Here is a 20694-nt window from a genome sequence, read left to right on the forward strand (position 1 = left end):
TGCTTCCAATAAAGCCAATGGAAGCAGGAAATCATATCAATGTGATTTTTTCACGTATTTGGTGACAATCATGATGCGCTGACCTTCGACTCGGCCTTCGATGTGGGTCGGGTCATCGGCTGGCAGTCCAATGTTGCGTACGGCTGTACCTTGTTTGGCCGTAAAACCACCGCCTTTGACTTTCAGGTCTTTAACTAAAGTCACTGTATCACCCGCCGCCAATGGCGCACCATGACAATCCCTGTGACCCATGTCATCTGCATCGGCACCTGCTTTAGCCCAAGTCATGCGGTCATCTTCCATGTACATCATGTCCAATAAACCCTGTGGCCAACCTTCAGATTTCAACCGATCTAACATGCGCCAAGCGATCACTTGTACTGCTGGGACTTCAGACCACATGCTGTCGTTTAAACAATGCCAATGGTTGACTTCAGTTTTGTCCTTGTCTTCTATTTGTTCTTTACATGTGCCGCACACATAAGCGCACGATTCAATGTCAATTTGTTCCACTGGTTGGACTTCATAGACGCTCAAAGCATCGGTAGCACCGCACAATTCACATGTTGAACCTGAGCGGTCTTTTAACAATTGTTCAATTTTCATGACGCGAATTATATCCGAATCCAGCTTGTTTGCGATAGAATCATTCCCTTTGACTGATTAGGGACACAATAATGAAAAGAGCTACCCAATTTTGCCATTTATTGTTTTGGTTATTTTTAAGTTTTCAATGCGCTGCAGAGTCTGTTGTAGACAAGACCAAGGGGATGCAACACCATGCCGGATTTGTTGATTTCTACTGGCAAGAATCAAGCGGTAAAATTTATATCAAAGTGTCTGATTTTGAAAAAGATTTCCTCTATGTCAATTACTTACAATCAGGTGTCGGCTCTAATAACATTGGGCTGGACCGTGGGCAAATTGGCGACACCCGCGTGGCACATTTCAAACGTTTGGGTAACAAAGTACTGATGGTACAACCCAACCAAAGTTTCCGTGCACACAGTGACAATGCACTTGAACGCCAAGCGGTCGCAGATGGCTTTGCTCAATCTGTATTATGGGGTGGAGAAATTAAAGCAGAAACTGAAGGCACCGTTTTATTGGACATCACGGACTTTCTGTTGCGTGATTCGCAAGGGATCGCTGGTCGCTTGACTCAAATGAAAGAAGGTAGCTTTGCTGTGGATGCCAAGCGTTCTGCTGTTTACATGAACAACACGAAAAACTTCCCAGACAACACAGAATTCGAAGCATTAATCACCTTACAAGGCAAAAAACCGGGTAAGCACATTCGTTCGGTAGCCCCGACATCAGATGTGATTTCAGTAAGGACCCACCATTCTTTTGTTCGCTTGCCAGAAGACGTGATGCCTACCCGAAAATTTGATCCGCGTTCTGGTGGCATCCCGATCACTTTTGATGATTATGCGGCACCTTTGGGCGAACCGATGAAACAACAATGGGTGATTCGCCATCGCCTAGAAAAAGATGATAAAGGGCATGTCAAAGAACCCATCGTTTATTATTTAGATTCTGGTACACCAGAACCCGTGCGTTCGGCTTTACTTGATGGTGCGCGTTGGTGGAGCGAGGCTTTTGAATACGCTGGATTTGAAGGTGGCTTTGAAGTCAAAATGCTACCCGCCGATGCCGACCCTTTGGATGTCCGTTATAACACCATTCAATGGGTTCACCGATCAACACGTGGTTGGTCCTACGGTGCCAGCATTGTCGATCCACGCAGTGGCGAAATCCTTAAAGGTCATGTGACATTAGGTTCTTTGCGTGTGCGCCAAGACATGAAAATAGCACAAGCTTTACTTTCACCATTCAAAGACGGTTTTGAATCGTCTGATAAAATGAACCAAAAAATGATTCAAGACATGGCCCTGGCCAGGTTACGCCAATTATCAGCCCATGAAGTCGGTCACACCTTAGGATTGATTCATAACTTTTATGCCAGCAGCAAGGACCGGGCTTCGGTGATGGATTACCCGCATCCATTGGCTCAATTAAAAGACGGTGAAATCGATTTGTCTGATGCTTACGCCACAGGCATGGGAGATTGGGACAAAGTTTCTACTGATTATCTGTACCGCACATTTGAAAATGCCGAAGCTGAACAGGCGGGTTTGGAAAAAATTCTCACCGATGCCGCAGCAGAAGGCCATGTGTTCATTGCCGACCGTGACGCCCGCATGGCAGGTGGTTCACATCCCAAAGCCCACCTTTGGGACAATGGCGCAGATGCAGCTGAGGGTTTACTTGATGTATTGAAAGTACGTGAAGTTGCTTTGTCGCAGTTTGGTTTGGACAGCATCAAATCAGGCGATACCGTTGCCAGCTTAGAAAGCCTACTGGCACCTTTGTACTTGTTCCACCGCTACCAAGTGGAAGCCGCCGTTAAGTTAATCGCTGGTGTTGATTACCGCTACGCCATCAAAGGCGAAGCCGATGTCGCCAGCCAAATCGTTGATGCAGATCAACAACAAGCCGCTCTGGAAGCGGTATTAAAAACCATCGAAGCAAAAACACTGGCATTACCTGAACATTTATTGAATGTATTACTGCCACCAACCGAAGGCAGCTACCGCGACCGCGAGCATTTCAAACACCGCACAGGGTTAAACTTTGACATGTTATCAGCTGCTGAAGTGGCCGCTGACCACAGTTTGTCCTTGTTATTGAATCCAGCCCGCATCAATCGTCTGGCCGAACAACACAGTCGTAATGACAACATCATGTCTGTGAAACAATTATTAGCACAATTACAAAAAACCACATGGGGCCAAAAGCACAAATCCAGTAAACAACAATTGCTGCAAGACAGCATCAATTGGGTGACCTTACAAAACACACTGCAACTGGCCAGCGACAAAAACTTAGCCGCACCTGTGAAAGCACAGGTTCACTCGCACCTTAAATCTTTAAGCAAACAATTAAAGAAAAGTGGTGCCATGGGACAATTGGCCACAGATGAAATCAACCTATATTTCAAAGGTGAATGGAAAAAAGAGCAAACCAGCACACCCAAGATTCCACCGGGTTCACCCATCGGGAGCATAAAATAACAAAAGTCGAAATAAGGGCTGCTTAATACAATATTAACGCAGCCCTTAATACATATTGATATACTTTCATGGTTATTTTATTTGCCACCAAAGACTTACACATAAGCCATGAAAAACATTTTAAGCTCAATCACACTGGCGATTTTTGCCCTTTCACCTCCAGCACACAGCGCCGTTCACCTCAGCCCGACTGACACAGGCTCAGCCATCATTGTTCCGTTTTATACGGTTGCCAATCAAATGAATACTTTGTTGACACTGAACAACACCAAAGACGAAACCAAAGCGGTAAAAATTCACATCAAAGAAGCAGCTCAAGGCGCGGTCGTTGCTTCATTCAATGTGTACCTGACACCGCAGGATATGTGGACTTTCGGTATGGGCTCAGATAACAGAAAATTGAAGATGATCAGCAACGATGCCTCATGCGCATTGGGTTTCCCCAATAATCAAACCATATCACCAGAAAACAATTGGTTGTGGACCAACGGCATCATTGAAATCATTGAGATGGGTGTGGTCAATGAAGTTGAGCCCCTGAATCCCGACAATTTAAGCTGTGCCGCTGTCTCAGCATTGTGGGAATCGGGTGGTCAATGGTTTTTAGACAACGAATCGGCCATGCTTCCAGCAACTGGCGGTCTACACGCCGAAGTGACTTTGATGGACGTCGAGCAAGGTCATTCAGCCAACATCCCCGTCATTCACATGGGTGGCTTTTATGGTGAAGATAAAATCCAACACACTGCAGCAGGTCTTGATATCCCAAATTTAGCCAGTGGCACACACAACAGCATGGTGATTCACAATGGTGAATTGATAGAAACCACCTGGCCGACTGGTTATGAGGCGATCAGTGCATTATTAATGAAAAGCACCTTGACCAATGAATTTAATTCTGAACCTGAAGTGTTGGCACAGACTGAATTGGTCATCAGTATTCCCACACTCTTTTATCATTTAAACTCACAAGATACGGTAGCACCTTTTGATCGAGCTCAAGCTTTCTGGTTTCCTTACCTCTACAGGAACATCAGCTTCTTTGACCGAGGAGGCACTGAAAGAAAAGGTACTTGCCCTCGATGCGACCCACCTCCTCCTGAAAATCTTAGGCATTCAGTTAACAACTTCAGGCTTTTGTACCATGACATGGGAGATTTGTATTTTAGTTCATTGCTTTCAGCCACCAGTGACATTGCTCCAGACATAAACGCAGCCAATGAATTATGGCTTTGGGAACAAGATTATGTAGCTGCAAATACCACAAATGGCAAAATTTCTTTTAATTTGTCTAGATCAACCGGCCCCAGATCCGAAAATGACCGAGGCAGAGATTCAACAAATTCAAGCATTATGCATTTGTATATTGGATTGCCTGTTGTTGGTTTTACCTACACTAAATTCACCAACGCCAATGCACAACCGGGCTTGCTGGCGCAATACGCCTTTGTTCGCGAACATTTTGGTGAGAAGAAAATCATTTTAGGAGACTCACAATGAATATATCAAAATTGACTACCGCCTTATTTTTAAGCTTAACCTTTGGTCACAGTCAAAGCGCAGTTCATTTAAGTTCCAGTAAAACTGGTTCTGCCATCATCGTTCCTTTTTACTCGGTATCCAATCAAATGAACACGCTGTTGTCATTGAACAACACAACAGATGACAACAAAGCCGTTAAGATTATTTTTAAAGAAGCCCAGAAAGGCGAAACATTGCTCTCTTTCAATGTTTATTTAACGGGTCAAGATGTTTGGACCATGGGCACAGCCCAGTTTGATGAGGAAATAAAGTTCCTCACCTTAGATGAGTCCTGCACTGTGGGCTTTCCCGATCTTGATGAAGACATTTCCCTTAATTCTGAGTGGTTGTGGGAAAACGGCACCATAGAAATCATTGAGATGGGGACACTTAATGACCTCGACGCCCTGAATCCATATGACACAGACTGTGATGAAATGGCCAATTTTTGGCATCCGGGTCAGATGTGGGACACAGACAGTGAAGATAAACTGTCTGCAGCCACAGGAGGTTTACATGCCGAAGTGACTTTGATGGACGTCGAGCAAGGCCATTCGGCCAACATGCCCGTCATTCACTTGGATGGTTTTTATGGCGAAGACAATATTCAACACACCAAACCCAGTACGGCCATTCCAAATTTATCGACAGGAACACAGAACAGCTCAGTCTTCAGTAATGGTGAAAACATCACCACCACTTGGCCCACAGGTTACGAAGCCGTCAGTGCGGTATTAACGCAGCATACCCTGACCAATGAATTCAATACTGAAACAGCAGTTGCTGCGCAAACTGAATTCATCATCAGCATGCCCACTTTACACTACCATTTAAGCGGTTCTAGATCCCCTTTCAATACATACTCTTCCAGCAGCTTGAGTTTCTGGTTTCCTACACTGTATACCAACAAACAATATTTCAATAGAGCAGGTGAAATGAAAAGCCATTACCCATGTGGCAATTGCTCACCCATTCCCCCTGAAGTCCTCAGGCATTCCGTTTCAAACTTTGTTTTCTTCCGACTTCCCGATGAACATATTCCTGGAGACATTTGGACTCGCCCTACGCCCATGTTAAGTGAAGTAAACCCTGATCATTTAGGCAACACACTTTTTATGTTAACCGAAAGTATTCCTTATGAAGCTTATGAACCTTGGTCATTTGTTAATGGCAAAATTAAATTTTTGCTTGAAGCTACAAATGACAGGGGAAGGAGCATAAGTGACCCTTCGATTGTCCACACTTTTCATGGCATGCCAGTGATTGGCTTTGCTTACACCAAATTCTCAAATGCCAATGCCCAACCGGGCTTATTGGCCCAATATGCTTTCATGAGAAAACATTTTGGAGAAAAGAAGATTGAAATCTCGCAACCGGGAACCGGAGTGGAAAAATGATGACTTACGGTAAAAAATCAACAATTAAATATACTTTCTTGGCGGCCTTCATCTGTTCATCTGTACCATTTGAATCAAGCCACAGTGCTGTTCACTTAAGCGAAACTGAAACCGGTGCTGCCATCATCGTGCCTTTTTACACGGTATCCAACCAAATGAATACACTGCTGTCATTAAGCAACACCACGGACGACAACAAAGCGGTCAAAATACACGTCAAAGAGGCCAAAGCCGGAGGCTCAGTGGCTTCATTCAATGTCTACCTCACTGGCCATGACACTTGGACCATGGGCATGGGGCAAGTACCTTCAATCGATGGTGCTCGAATGAGGATGGTCAGTAATGATGAAACATGTACAACAGGTTTTCCAAATAACCAAGACATCGCCATTGCTAATGACTGGCTGTGGGAAAATGGCATCATTGAAATCATTGAAATGGGCACAGTTGATCCAACAGAAGCACCGCTGGTTCATCGCAGCTGTGAATTGATAGACCAAATGTGGCAAACAGATCAAGTCTGGACAAACAACAATGAAGATCAAATGTCAGCAGCAACCGGTGGTTTACATACCAAAGTGACGCTTATGGACATCGAACAAGGCCATTCTGCCAACATTCCCATCATTCACATGAACAACTTCTTTGGTGATGACAACATTCAACATACCGCCGCGGGTGAACCGACTCCCAATCTGTCAACTGGCTCAAAAGACAGCATGGTGATGATTGATGGCCAAACCTTTGCCACAACATGGCCAACAGGATATGAGGCCGTCAGTGCTTTACTTATGCACAACACATTAAAGAATGAATACAATTTAGATCCTGTATTGGCTGCAAAAACAGATTGGATCGTCAGTTTTCCAACCATGAGTTATCACCTTTCAAATCCAAATACAATTAAACCATTCCGCAGCAACAATATGAATGACGTGTGGTTTCCCTATTTTTATAGCCACAATATCAGTATTTTTAATAGGAGTGGATTTGAAACCTATTTTTCATGTGGCTTAGGAACCTGCCCACCAATACCTACTGATACCATTCAACATACTGTGGTTAACTTTGTTACACAAGCTGCCGAAAACTATTATCAATACCCTATTAACCCTTTACTGAGTAATGCTTCAGCGAATAACACGCAAACCATAGTTGTCCCCAACAGAAACACCGGATATTCAAATGAATTTGAAAATGGAAAAATCAGAATCACTTTGGATCCCAATCACGGTTATACAGAAGCAAATGACAGGGGAACAGACAGTACCGATTCGAATATCAGACATGAATACCACGGTTTGCCTGTTGTTGGATTCACTTATTCCAGCTTTACCAATGCAGCTGCTCAACCCGGTTTATTAGCACAGTATGCTTTTCTGCGCGAACATTTCGGCCACCAGAAGGTCATTGTTAATCCAGAATAACGAAATAAGAAGTCATCACACAGGAGATGACTTCTTCAATTACTTATGCTTTTAAAGCTTTTTCTATGTGCTTTTTAATGTCTTCTGGTTTTGTGGTGGGTGCAAATCTTTTGATCGGCTGACCATCTTTACCAATCAAAAACTTGGTAAAATTCCACTTCACTTTCTTACCCAAAGTACCCGGCAATTCGTCTTTTAAATACTTAAAAACAGGGTGGGTTTTGTCCCCGTTGACATCAATTTTTTCGAACATCGGAAAGTTAACACCATAGTTTAGCTGGCAAAATTCTGAAATGTCATCGGCACTGCCCGGTTCTTGTTTACCAAATTGGTTACAAGGAAACCCTAAAATCTCTAAACCTTCTCCATGCAATTCTTTATACAAGGCTTCCAGCCCCTCATATTGTGGCGTCAGGCCACACTTACTGGCTGTATTGACCACCAAAACAACTTTGTCTTGGAAGTCTGACATGTTCTGTTCTTGACCAGTGAGGGTATTGGCTTTTAAATCATAAAAATTGGTCATTGTGTTTCCTTAAATAGAATACCCATAGATTTATGTTCAAATCTGGTAATTCCAAGTCTAATTGTTTTGTTAAGTTCAAACTAAAAAAAGCCTGAATACAATTACTCAGGCTTTTTATTATCCATTGTGATTTATTTTAAAGTTGCATCAGGTTCTGAATCTCCTTTTGGCAACAACCCCCATAGACAACACCATGATCAAAACTGCCCACACATTCAATGCGGGTACAGGGAATGTCCTTCCCAAAGTAGTCGGGTCACCAACTTCCGGTGTTAACGGATAATCAGTATCAACAGGATCTTGGCCACCTATGATGTCATCGTCTGGTGTACCGTCATTATCATGATCCCAGTGTGCACGTGCTTGATTTTCAAACCTATTACTTCCAGAACCTTGAATTCTGACGTCAAATGAAATCACTATAGGGTTATTCAACTGGTCTGGTGTGGCGTCAATTGGCGCTCCTTCATCTTCCCCTATCATTGCACTTAATTCAATGCGGTTTAAGCCAGCGTTAAATACAGGCTGTGTACAGGTTGAGGTTCCATATGGAGTACAAGTGGCATTACCTGCAAATGTTGTTCCTGCAGGAATCTCATCATAAATAAAAGTCGGTAATTCCCTGTTATTATTAGGGTTAAACCACCAGAATGTCCAACGAATCAACCTGTCATCCACTCCATCAAACTCACCTATTTTAATCCCTACAGGCGGCTCTAGTGTCAAAGGTGTCACCTCATTATCGGTGTTGTTATTTGTTTCTGGATCAGGACCGTTGGTACCATCGTCTTGTATCAGCACAATGTTGACCATTTCATTAACACCTGCAGGCAATGGATCATTAATATCAACAGAGAACGTTATTTGATTTGAATCACCGGCGTCAAGGTTACCATGAACGTATATACAGGTGCTTCCAGCTGAGTTATCAGGCAGACATGACCAAGTGACCGAACTTGCCGTTTGATTAAACATGCTGTTATCAGGTACTGTTTCAATGATTTCAACACCCGTGGCATTTTGATTACCTTGGTTCCCATAATCTATAGTATAGACAACTGTATCTCCTGGACTTGCGTTGATCTCTCCGTCGGTTTTAGTCACGTACAAATCTGGAGCAGCTGTGACGATGGTTTGTTCATCATCGTTATTGTTGCTTAGATCCGGGTCTGGACCATTCGTCCCATCATCTGTGATTGAAATTAAATTGACAATTTCTTCTTTAGATGAATTAAGTGTGTCCAATACCATAACTGCATACTGTAGGTTTTGCGGCCCATCATTCACCGCCAATACAGCAGCAACATCATATGTACAAGTACTACCGGCAGTTCCGTCAGGCACACATGTCCAACCCGCAGAACTGTTAGTGGAATCAAATGTTGTATGCACGGGCACTGTTTCTGTCAAAACCACCCCTGTAGCATCTTGATTACCAATATTTTCATATACAATATCGTAAACGATGACATCACCAGGAGTTACTGGAGACTGTTGGTGTGTTTTTACCACTGACAAGTCAGGCGCTGCATTTACAGGTGTTACATCATTTGCCGTATTGTTATCAGGGTTCAAATCTGGACCATTTGTGCCATCATCACCAATAGATACCGTGTTGACTAATTGCTCTACACCTGAAGGCAAGGGGTTATCTACAGTCACTGCAAATTGAATTACAGTTGTCGCACCACCACCGGCCAAGGCTCCCACATTAAATGTACAACTGCTTCCTGCATTGTTGTCAGGGGAGCAAACCCAAGCTCCGCTGCTTGCACCTGGATTGAATGTGCCATGTTGTGGCACCGTTTCCGTGATGACAACACCGGTACTACCTATATTACCTTCATTGCTGTAAGTGATATCGTAAATCACAGTTCCACCTGGTATGGTGGTTGTGTTTTGATCAGTTTTTAAGACAACTAAATCAATTGAAGCTCCACCGACGCCATCAATGTCATCATCCATGTTGTTTGATGTATCTGGATCAGGACCGTTGGTCCCATCATCTGCAATCGAAACAGTGTTTGAAATTTGATTTGTGTTGGCATCCAAAGGATCATCGAGCAGAACAGCAAAATTCACAGATCCAGAACCACCACTTCCAACAACAGCACCAACAGCTAAAGTACAAATTGATCCCGCATTATTACTAGGAACACAATTCCAACCAGCCGTGCTGGCACCAGGTAAGAAAGTAGATTGCAAAGGAACTGTTTCAGTAATAACAACACCAGTTGCATCTTGATTTCCTATGTTTTGATAATTCAAAACATAGGTCAGGGTATCTCCCGGAGATACAATGCTGACACCATCACTTTTGCTTATTGCCATATCTGGCGCACCACCTACTGGCGTGGTGTCATTGTCACTGTTATCACCAGGAGTAGGGTCTGGGCCATTGGTCCCATCATCTGCAATTGATCCAGTATTAACTATCTGGGTTAGTCCAGATGGAATAGGGTTGTCAATTTGTACAGCAAAATTAACTGAGCCAGTATCATTCGGATCCAAATCAGCAATAGCCAAAGTACAAGTGTTTCCAGCCGAACCATCAGGCACGCACAACCAGCCTACAGAACTGCTTCCCGACTCAAATGTTGTTGAAAGCGGTACAGTTTCAGTGATTTCAACGCCGGTTGCTGTTTGATTACCAACATTCTCATAAGATAAAGTAAAGACCACGATTCCACCAGGAACAACAGTGGCACCACCATCATCTTTGGTCAATGTTAAATCGGGTGCTGCATTTACCGGCGTATTATCATTGTCTTGATTGTTATTCAAATCAGGGTCTGGGCCATTTGTGCCATCATCTGCAATAGAAACTGAATTGTTTAATGTATCAACACCGTCAGGTAAAGCGTCATCTACAGTCACAGTGAAGCCAACACTGCCATTATCACCCACATCTATATCACCAATAGCCAGCGTACACGTACTTCCAGAAGAGTTATCTGGCAGACAAACCCAAGCATCTGTGTTCGCACCAGGATTATAAGTGGTGTATAAAGGTACCGTTTCTGTGATCACGACTCCTGTCGCGTCTTGGTTCCCTACATTATCATAATTGACAGTGTAGGTTACATCATTGCCAGGAATGACAGTGACACCACCATCATCCTTAGTCACAGCTAAATCGGGTGCTGCAAATACTGGAACAATTGTTGGGTCATCATCTGGACCTGTATCAGGGTCATTACTCTCCTCATCTGGCAACTCTTGTGAAGACAGTAAAGCTTGATTAACCAGTTCCTCAACTCCGGTGGCCAGTGGATTATTAATGTTCACATCATAGGTAATGGTAATCATCGCACCAACTGCAACCGTTCCGATGTTAATGGCTACAGTAGTATCACCACCTGTATTACCTGTGTTTACAGTTCCTTGTGTGGTTGTGACTGAGCCAACCACCAATGCGCCATTAGGGTCTGGAATGTCGGTTAAATCAACCAATGTAGCAACGGCATCACCACTGTTGGTGATTACCAATGTATATCGCAAAGTATCACCCGGGCTGACATTGGTTGATACATCCGCGTCAATAAGTAAAGCCGCTGACTTGTCCACCTCTAACTCAGGTAATAATAATTGATCACTACCAATCACCGGCCCTAATTCACGCTCATTAGGGTCATCACCTGGCAAACTACTTGCTTCTGTTAATGTTGCCGTATTATCAATCGTCGTTGGCAATACCACATCTCCACGTAGGGTGGCATTGAATGTAAAGACCAAAACTTCATTAGGCTCTATCGAATTATCAGGTGCCGTCATGGCGCCATTCGAACTGATTGATACTGTATGTTCAAAGGCACCAGGACCTGCCACATCATTGAACAAATATCCTGCTGGTATTGTCACAGCTGAGAATCCAGCCACATCCCAAACATTGGTATCGAATACATCCTCTAACACCAAATCATAAGCAGCAGCAGTTCCACCGGTGTTATTGAGTGTCAAAGTGATGGGAACAACTAAGTTGTTCACTTGGCCAAATGATTTGGCCAGACCTAAATTAGGCTCTACAACTTCAATATCTGCACTGTCATTCAAAACTGTATTGGCACCAAATGTAAATGTGGCATTGTTCGTCAACAACAAACCATCAACATTCAACGGATCATCCACAACACGAGCAGTAACAGTAATGGTCAGTTGGTCATTAACATTAACCACACCATTGGGGACATTGGTAACTGTTCCAAAATCAAAAGTAACTGTGTCATTGATGCCATTGGCATCTGCATCCCTGTCAGAGAATACAGGCGTACCCGGCAAGGTTGTTGTCAAACTTCCTATAGAATCAACAGTTGCACCGACCACTTCTAATAAACCACCATCAGCAGCCACGGGTAATAAATCTTGAACCACTCCGTTGGTTGTTGTGCCTTCTGGGAATATAACTGTCAAAGTGAAATCTATGGTTTCTCCAATGGCTAAATCAGGGAGCAACATATCATATTGATTATCACCCGTATCTGACAGTGAAGAATTTGCAGTGACTTTCATGATTGCGGGATCTGGAGTCATGAATGTTGTTTGGTCCATATCAGAAGAATCACGTATTTCTGCGCCGTTACCCGGGGCTGTACTGTAGCTCAAAGTGGCAGTGTTTTGATATGTTTCATTAGGATTAACCAATAGATCAACCTGAACCTGATACTCTATGGTACAGGAATCTGCTGATAGTGTCAGAGGGTCTATCGTAAAAGCAATGGTCGGATCATTGGATGAATCAACAAAAATGTTTGAGCAGCTACCCATAACTGTGGCGTCATTGATCCAGCTTGTTCCAGGGTTCGGTAACACATCTGTCACACTGATGTTAAAGGCATCTGCTGTTGAATTAGCAGCATGATCAATGGTCAATCTGTAAGTTAATTGATCGCCTGCATCTGCCGTAATTGAATTAGGCACCGTTTCTTTGTTAACCGTAACGACAGGCTCGACTATATCGATGTCAACATTGGCTGTAGCCGATCCTCCATCTGAAGTAAAAGTCGCGTTATTGGTTACATTGTCTATCAACGTCTGATTGACAGCTTCATCAACTACAACAGCTACCACCTCAAATACTATTTGATCATTTCCATTTGAAACACCATCGGGTGAGTTTGTTAAATCGCCCAAATTCCAAGTCACTACATCGTTGTACCCATCTGTAGGCAGTGTATCGGAAACAGAACCGGCCAAACCAACCGAGATACCCGGACCTGTGATGTTTCCGATTGAAATAATTTGTGAGCTAACAACATCCATAATAGCAACGGTGTTTGGCAATTGATCAACCATCATGGCATTGGGTGTGGTTCCCTCTGGCAATGTTGCTCTTATTCTATAGGTCACTTCTTCGCCAATCGTTACATCGTCTTCAGGCCCCGATATGGCAGTGCCTGTAGTCAGCACTGATGTATTGAACACTGTTTTCTCTAAACCACTGGCTGTGATGGTCACCTGATGATTATTGGAAGTCATGCCATCACGCTCTTCAGCTGGGTCTCCAGGCATTGATGACCAGTTGATATCAACAGTATTGGCAATGACCTGTTCAGGAGTGACTGTATTTTCTACGATCAAATCGTATGAAATGGTTGACACCGCATTCAAGGGGAAGTCCGTCCAGCTGGCAGAAATCACACCTGCGTTGTGCATCAAAGTCCCTCCGTCTGGAGCCTCTCCTCCATCAAAACTTAAATTTCCGTTGTAAATCAAACCTGCTGGTAATGTATCAGAAAGTGTCACCTCAAAAGCACGCGCACTTGATACAGGGCTAGAATTAGAAACGACAACAGTATAGGTAATAATATCACCTGCATCTGCTGTAGTCACTGACCCTGTTTTAGTTACTGTCATGAGGGGTTCTACCACCTCAACATCGGCAGAACCTGAAACATCAAGTCCTGAACTGTACTGAATCAGCACGTTGTTAGTGAGTGTTTCTGTGCCTGCATTCACCGCCGCATCAGCGACAACCGCCCTGACTTCTATGACAATTCGATCGTCATCATTGACCACGCCATCAGGTGCATTCGTCACAGAACCAAAATCAAAACTGACTACATTGGCAGGGCCAATGTTTGCAGTAGGTGCTGGGTTGGTTGCAACCAGTGTTCCTGTTGAAATTAAATTGGCACTCACAACTTCCATTTGCCCAGTCGCATTACCAGGTAAAGTATCTGTGATGACCACATCGGGGGAAACACCTTCGGCTAAAGTCGCTGTGATACGGAATGTAACTTCTTCACCAATGGTTAAATCAACCAAAGTCGGGTCATTACCCAATACCACAGTACCATCACTTTGTTCATTACTGGTTGCAGGCAATACGACTTTGACAATTTGTGCCGCGCTGATGTTGACAGTGGCAGAACCATCAACAGGACCATAGGCTCTTTCATTGGGGTCATTACCTGGCAGCGAACTGAATTCAGCACTGGCAGTATTATTAACGGTATCACCTGACAAAACGCCGGCACTGATCAGTGCGTCAAATTGAACCGTTACAGCACCACCAACAGCAATAGAAGGCACATCAACCTGTATGGTTGTATCACCCAAACTGTTACCTGTCGTTACTGTTGCTGGACCTGCAGATGAGGTCACGGTCGTAGCGATCAAAGTCAAGTCAGGATCACTCATCGGATCTGTCAGGGTAACATCATATGCTGGACTGGTTCCTGTATTAGTCACAATCACAGTGTATGTTACCGTATCACCAGCGTCGGCATTGGTTGGTGTAACCGATTTATTCACTGACAAAGCAGGTTCGCGAATGGTTGTATTTTGTGCGCTGTCTGAGTCTGTGGTTAAGCTGGTATTAAAATCGACATCATTGTTTTTGTTTCTGCCATTCTGAATCGCTGGGAGTACATCGTTAACCAACACTGTATAAGTCACTGTGATTGTCTCACCCGTATTCCCATTGTTGGTGACGGTACCAAAATCAAAAACAGCATCTCTGGTGTTAATTCCAGTGGCACCTGAAAGAATCGTTGCAAAGTTGTTTGGCGCCGTTGTCACATTGGCTGAACTTGCGACTATGGAATCAAAAGATTCAAAAGTCAGTCCATTATCTAATCGATCGACCAATTGAGCACTGCTGCCCTGACCTTCAGGCAATGTGATGACCACTTGATATACAATGGTTTCACCCACAGTAGCTGTACCGTTATTGCCATCTACATTAGGAGAAATACTCACCCTGCTTTTATCAATTGAAGGACTGGCGACAGTCACCATCGCAACGTCGCTGATTGTTGGAAAAGGGGTTGCTCCAGGTTGTGCACGGTAATTCACACTGGCGGTATTGGTATATGTTTGTCCAAACTCAGCTGTGGCAGCAAGCGCACAGTCCACAGTGACAATGGCAGTATCTGGACCATAAGGTGCACCACCACCCACAGGGTTGTCATCATTGGCTGCCAGTGAATTATCCAACAACAAGCCTGTTGCAATGCTTCCTGTAAAAGTCAATGGCGTCCCTGTGCCATCAACAACAGTATTTAATATACATGAAGAAAAGCCAGCTGGCGTCACATCTGTGATATTGACTTGATGAGCAGGTGCACCACCCACATTTTCTACAGTAATTTGGAATCTGACCAAGTCATTGGCATCTACATCAACCACATCACCATCAACAGGTAAGTTGGCTGGTAGTGGAGAAATGATTCCTTGATCAGCACTCAATACACCTTTGGTAATAACCAACTCAGGCGCACGTACCTGAAACAAGACTGGAGTAACCGCTACAGAACTTACATTGATGGTATTTTCTGTGCTGCCTTGAAAAAGATTAGATAAACTCAAATTATCAGCAAAAGGTTCAGAACTGACATCGACATCAATATCAACCGAAATAATTTGGTTAGTTAGCGTGTCAACATCGGGCCAAGTAATTTCAAGGCTATTGGTTGCACCAGTTGCAATCATTGAAACTGGTGTTAAACCCATTGTATCCAAAGGGCTTAAGCGGATATCAAAACCCACTCCAAAATTGGCAATGTCTATACTGGACACATCAAAGACTGGTAAAGGCAAAAAGTCTGTAAAAACAATACTGCTGGTGTCACCAGAAGGAACCATCATAGTCAAACGATAAGTGACTGTTTCACCTGGCTGATATGAGGCTTGAGGGTTAACAATTTCCTTGCTGATAGTGATGGGTCTGATAGCCACTGTAGCACTTGAACCTTCAGCACAAGCCGAGGCTCCACCGGTCAAGTCATATACTGACATCAGGGTGTTGGTCAAACTGTCACTGGCCAATACGGGAGAGGAATTATTATAAGTTTGGTCAATGGTGGCTTCATAAGTAAAAATGATTTGCGGGTTTCCACCAGCTATGTTCCCTGCCGCTGTGGCATCAATAGCTAAGGTGGTTGAACCGTCCGCATTCACTGTAGGCACCGCAGCAATGCCAATGATGGAACTGGTGAAGTTACCTTGGTATGTGTATCCATCTGGAATGGTATCAGTCAATTGTAAATCATTGACTGTTGCGTATTCACTGATTTGAACGTTGACTGTAAAAACCACGGTTTCTCCAGGAGAAGCCAAACCAGGACTTGCCCCTTTCTGAATGCTGACATGCTCAACAACCACATCAGATGTAGTTGTCTCTTCGGGTATGGGGTTGCTGTTGTGCTCACCATTTAAAGTGGCTGAATTTGTTCTGGTCTGCACATCGCACACCATTTCATCTAAAATATCAGCAAAGTAACCACTGTATTCAATCACCAAATCATCACCACTGGTTCCATTGACAGCAGCACAGTTAACCACAATCGGGTTAGACGTGGTTGTCACACACCCTACCCCTCCTGTCACATTGACCGGCGGTTGTAAAACAAAGCCGGGTGGTAATAAATCATTGATTACCAAGTTATCTATGGTGTTACCTGAAGCAACATGGGCCGTCAGTGTAAAGCCAACAGGCCAATCCTGGCCTGGTGGACGTTCACCTTCTGGTGCGTTGTTCGTTTTTTCAAAAACAACCAATATCGGTGTTACATTAAAAGATTGAGTGGCTCCGGTGATGGGGCCATTGTCACCTGTTGGCGTATCACCAAACTGATAAACAGGAGTCACTGAAACCGGGATAGCAATATTGACTGGCGCATTGGCATCAATACTGAAACATATATCGAAATCAAGCGGCGGCCCTCCTGAGACAACCGACCCAATGGGAGGCTGAATAATGTACAACACATCACCCTCATTACCCGAAACCGAATCTCCCGTAACAGGGTCAGTCAACTGATTACCTGGTGCAGCAGGGAATGAGCCAACTGCAGTAACAGTAACACCACCGCCAAAAAGTGTCACAGTATCAACAGCAACATCTGAAGGTATTGTGATTTGAAAATAAGGACCATAACCAGTCGCACCTGTATTATTTAATGACACCGTCGTACACACATCTGCGCCAGGAAAATCTGATAGGCCACCTATGGGAGAAACTACCGGTACTTGACCCCAGGTACAGAACCCAAGAAACAAAAACAAAATCCCACTAATAAATCTCATTCTAAACTACCTAAAAAAAACTAAAAAACTAAAACCCCAACCGAAAAGTATATTTTAAAAAGCACACAATTGATACAGGCCAACTCAAAACTGGTCTTATTTACCAGAAAGTTAACACAAGTTTACAGACGGAAAAATTCACCCCTTAAATTGAATGAAATTTTGTTACAATTTAGAACTTTTATTAGAGAAAATTATGCCGCTGATTTCACCACTTGACCAATTCGCCAACCCAGAAGTAGAAAAACTGGTTAAATTTTTCAATGAAACCTTGGGCTTCTGTCCTAACAGCGTCTTGACCATGCAGCGACGCCCTGCCATCGCTGAAGCTTTCGTTAATTTGAATATGGCCGTTATGGCCAATGAAGGCAGAGTAACAGCCGAACAGAAACGCTTGGTTGGTTATTTAACCAGCGCCCAAACTGGCTGTAAATATTGCCAAGCACATACCATTTTGGCCGCTGAGCGTTATGGCGGTTCAGAGGAAAGATTAGATAAAATTTGGGAGTTCAGGACTTCAGATTTATTTTCCAATGCAGAAAAAGCAATGTTTGAATTTGCCTTAGCTGCATCATCTGTGCCCAATGCTGTTGACAACACCATAGAAGCCGAACTGAAAAAGTATTGGGATGATGGTGAAGTGGTTGAAATACTCGCCGTGATTGCTTTATTTGGTTATTTAAACCGCTGGAATGATTCTATGGCCACATCGCTTGAGCCCGGTGCAGAAGCTGCTGGTACCAAATACTTTGCTAAAGATGATTGGACCAAAGGTAAACACAAATAAACATGTCTCAAGCCGAAGAAAACAATCCTAAAGCGCATCATGACTGTGAACACTCACACCACAGCCATGGGCATGAACACGGTCAAGGACATGACCACAGCGTGACCGTTAATGAAGACAATAAACAACGAGTTTTTATCGCGATGATACTTACTTTTGGTTTTATGTTTGCCGAAATCATCGGTGGTCTTTGGTCTGGCTCTTTGGCGCTATTGGCAGATGCCGGTCACATGTTCAGTGATGGATTGGCGCTATTGCTGTCTTGGCTGGCCTTTAAGTTCAGTGACAAAGCGGCTGATGATGAACGCAGTTTTGGTTGGCACCGTTTTCAAATTTTGGCGGCATTTGTTAATGGCTTGAGTTTAGTTTTGATTGCTGTTTGGATTGTCATTGAAGCTGTACAGCGTTTTTATGCGCCCGTATCTGTCATGGCAACGCCCATGATAGTGATTGCCATATTGGGCTTGGTGATCAACTTGGTCGTTTTTAAAATATTGAGTGGCGGAGATCATGAGAACCTCAACCTCAAGGGCGCGATGATTCATGTGCTTGGAGACTTACTGGGCTCAGTCGCTGCCATTGTTGCGGCCTTACTGATTATGTTCATGGGATGGCACTGGGCAGACCCCGTCCTTTCACTGTTAGTGGCTATATTGATTGTAAAGTCAGGATGGGCGGTGGTAAAGAAATCAGCACATATATTAATTGAAGGTGCGCCCGCTAACTGGGACCCTGACGAAGTCAAACGACACATCATAGATTCCATTGATACCGTGACTGGTGTTCATCACATCCACGCATGGAGCCTGACCAATGAAATTCAATTAATAACTTTGCATGTTCAAGTCAGTGAAGTGGTTGATGATGCGGATGTCTTAAGGCAAATCAAAGATTTACTTAACACACAATTTGATATCCAGCACAGCACTGTACAAATAGAACACCTGCCCTGCCCTGATGATGGCTGCCAAATATGAACACAGCTTAATAAGCTGCTGTTTTACTGTTGACTGAATGGAATTCAGTCAACCCAATGAAAAAAACCTGATTAACATTAAAAAAAACTAATGAATAATTGACAGTGGTGTGGTTAACCATAAAATACGTGACCAAAATTATAATTACAGATACCCATGAAGTATATTTTAGTCACAAGCTTAGTCTTAAGCAGTGCTGTTTCAGCGCAAAGCCCAACAGATCAGCAAACTACAGAAGAAGCCAATAAAAAAAGACCCAGTTGGTCACAAGGCTTACCAGAAAGACAGAAAGTCTTAAAACCCGGTGCACCTGCACTGAACGTAGACTCATCGACAAGAAGTGACATAGAAGCGCCCATTGTTGAAAGGGTTCAAACTGAGCAACCTAAATTTGAATTAGAACAATTAGAAGTACCCACATTTGATCACCAAATAGAGATTGAAGCGCCTGTTTTAGATCAAACAGATACCCAACCCCCTCAACGTTTAGATGCGCGCGCTAAATCACAAAGACGCACGTTAATTACTAAAGAAGACAACCCTTTGCATGACAAATACCAATGGGAAGTTGTGCATACCACGCCTATCGAAATGCCAAGTCACTTGAACAGCAAAGGCAACATTGAAGTCATTATTTATATCAAACCAGATGGCAGTGTCAGCAAGGTCACTTCAAGAGACCCTGACGTTACATCAACCATGCTTAAGTACGTTTCTGAAAGCATTCAAAATTGGCGATTTGAAGCGCCCAACAAAATAGGCATTTCAGAAGTCATGTCAAAACAATTTGCAATCGAAATCAAATCTTAACTGAATCAATCGACAACTGAATCAACCTCATTTTTTGTCGGTTGATTCAGCTTTCTTTTTCTCAGCATTCAATCGCCTTTTATTATTTCCAACACTGAAAAAAGCCACCTTACAATCATGTTTTACCTGTGACGTAAGAGGTCATGAAAAACCATACCCATTGCTTAAATGTAGAGGCAAATTAATCGTTTATTTCAGTACGGGTCTGAAATACTTAACTCCGCTAACAAATCCGCTTCCAATCTTTCCATAGTCTCAGCTTCTTCATCTTCAATGTGATCGTAACCCAACAGGTGTAAACAACCATGTATGCTCAGGTGAGCCCAATGGTCTTTGACACTTTTGTTTTGTTCTTGTGCTTCTTGTAGAACAACATCAGCACAGATCGCCAGGTCACCTAAAAGCGGAGAGCCAACAAAGTCCGGAATCTCTGACGGAAAAGAGAGTACATTGGTTGGTTTGTCTTTTTGTCGGTAAGTGTTATTCAAAAACTGACTTTCTTCAGCACTGACAATTTTGATACATATTTCTTTGTTTAATTCTAAATAATTGGCCACAGGCTGAAGAAAAGCCGCAAATTCATCAAATGAAGGTGATGACAAGTCGTCTTCATTCATTAAAATCACATCTATAGCATACGACAT

At 43.4% G+C, this 20694-nt stretch carries 11 protein-coding genes; 7 read left to right on the plus strand and 4 right to left on the minus strand.

Going from position 1 to position 20694, the window contains the following annotated elements:
- Nucleotides 1–36: 36 nt before the first annotated feature.
- Complete coding sequence (locus tag FET73_RS09500; protein ID WP_154223706.1) at nt 37–606, minus strand: PhnA domain-containing protein; 570 nt, start codon at nt 604–606, stop codon at nt 37–39.
- A 71-nt stretch (nt 607–677) separates the two neighbouring features.
- On the opposite strand from FET73_RS09500, the gene FET73_RS09505 reads away from it, so the two are divergent.
- The 4 genes from FET73_RS09505 (at nt 678) to FET73_RS09520 (ending at nt 7422) form a co-directional block, all read left to right on the plus strand.
- Complete coding sequence (locus FET73_RS09505; protein ID WP_154223707.1) at nt 678–3077, plus strand: zinc-dependent metalloprotease; 2400 nt, start codon at nt 678–680, stop codon at nt 3075–3077.
- 108 nt (nt 3078–3185) lie between these two features.
- Nucleotides 3186–4577: a hypothetical protein gene (locus tag FET73_RS09510; protein ID WP_154223708.1), complete on the plus strand. Its 1392-nt coding sequence runs from the start codon at nt 3186–3188 to the stop codon at nt 4575–4577.
- A complete protein-coding gene (locus FET73_RS09515) occupies nt 4574–5995 on the plus strand; it encodes a hypothetical protein (RefSeq protein WP_154223709.1) in 1422 nt (473 codons plus the stop codon). Before FET73_RS09510 ends, FET73_RS09515 begins: the two co-directional genes overlap by 4 nt.
- Entirely contained in the window at nt 5995–7422 is a 1428-nt protein-coding gene (locus tag FET73_RS09520; protein ID WP_154223710.1) for a hypothetical protein, read from the plus strand. Before FET73_RS09515 ends, FET73_RS09520 begins: the two co-directional genes overlap by 1 nt.
- Nucleotides 7423–7465: 43 nt before the next feature.
- On the opposite strand, the gene FET73_RS09525 is transcribed toward FET73_RS09520, so the two are convergent.
- Together FET73_RS09525 and FET73_RS09530 are read right to left on the minus strand one after the other, a co-directional pair.
- On the minus strand, nt 7466–7948 hold the full coding sequence (locus FET73_RS09525; RefSeq protein WP_154223711.1) for a glutathione peroxidase: 483 nt from the start codon (nt 7946–7948) through the stop codon (nt 7466–7468).
- Between the two features lie 147 nt (nt 7949–8095).
- Nucleotides 8096–17476 carry an isopeptide-forming domain-containing fimbrial protein gene (locus FET73_RS09530; protein ID WP_154223712.1) on the minus strand — a complete coding sequence of 3127 codons (9381 nt, stop codon included), beginning with the start codon at nt 17474–17476 and terminating at the stop codon, nt 8096–8098.
- 196 nt (nt 17477–17672) lie between these two features.
- On the opposite strand from FET73_RS09530, the gene FET73_RS09535 reads away from it, so the two are divergent.
- The 3 genes from FET73_RS09535 (at nt 17673) to FET73_RS09545 (ending at nt 20050) form a co-directional block, all read left to right on the plus strand.
- Nucleotides 17673–18263 (plus strand): carboxymuconolactone decarboxylase family protein, encoded by a 591-nt coding sequence (locus tag FET73_RS09535; RefSeq protein ID WP_154223713.1) that lies wholly within the window; start codon nt 17673–17675, stop codon nt 18261–18263.
- A 2-nt stretch (nt 18264–18265) separates the two neighbouring features.
- Entirely contained in the window at nt 18266–19240 is a 975-nt protein-coding gene (locus FET73_RS09540; RefSeq protein ID WP_154223714.1) for a cation diffusion facilitator family transporter, read from the plus strand.
- A gap of 156 nt (nt 19241–19396) precedes the next feature.
- Nucleotides 19397–20050 carry a hypothetical protein gene (locus FET73_RS09545; RefSeq protein ID WP_154223715.1) on the plus strand — a complete coding sequence of 218 codons (654 nt, stop codon included), beginning with the start codon at nt 19397–19399 and terminating at the stop codon, nt 20048–20050.
- Between the two features lie 194 nt (nt 20051–20244).
- On the opposite strand, the gene ybeY is transcribed toward FET73_RS09545, so the two are convergent.
- Nucleotides 20245–20694 carry an rRNA maturation RNase YbeY gene (ybeY, locus tag FET73_RS09550; RefSeq protein ID WP_154223716.1) on the minus strand — a complete coding sequence of 150 codons (450 nt, stop codon included), beginning with the start codon at nt 20692–20694 and terminating at the stop codon, nt 20245–20247.

This window comes from Marinicella rhabdoformis (assembly GCF_009671245.1).
GTDB classification, from domain to species: Bacteria; Pseudomonadota; Gammaproteobacteria; order Xanthomonadales; family Marinicellaceae; genus Marinicella; species Marinicella rhabdoformis.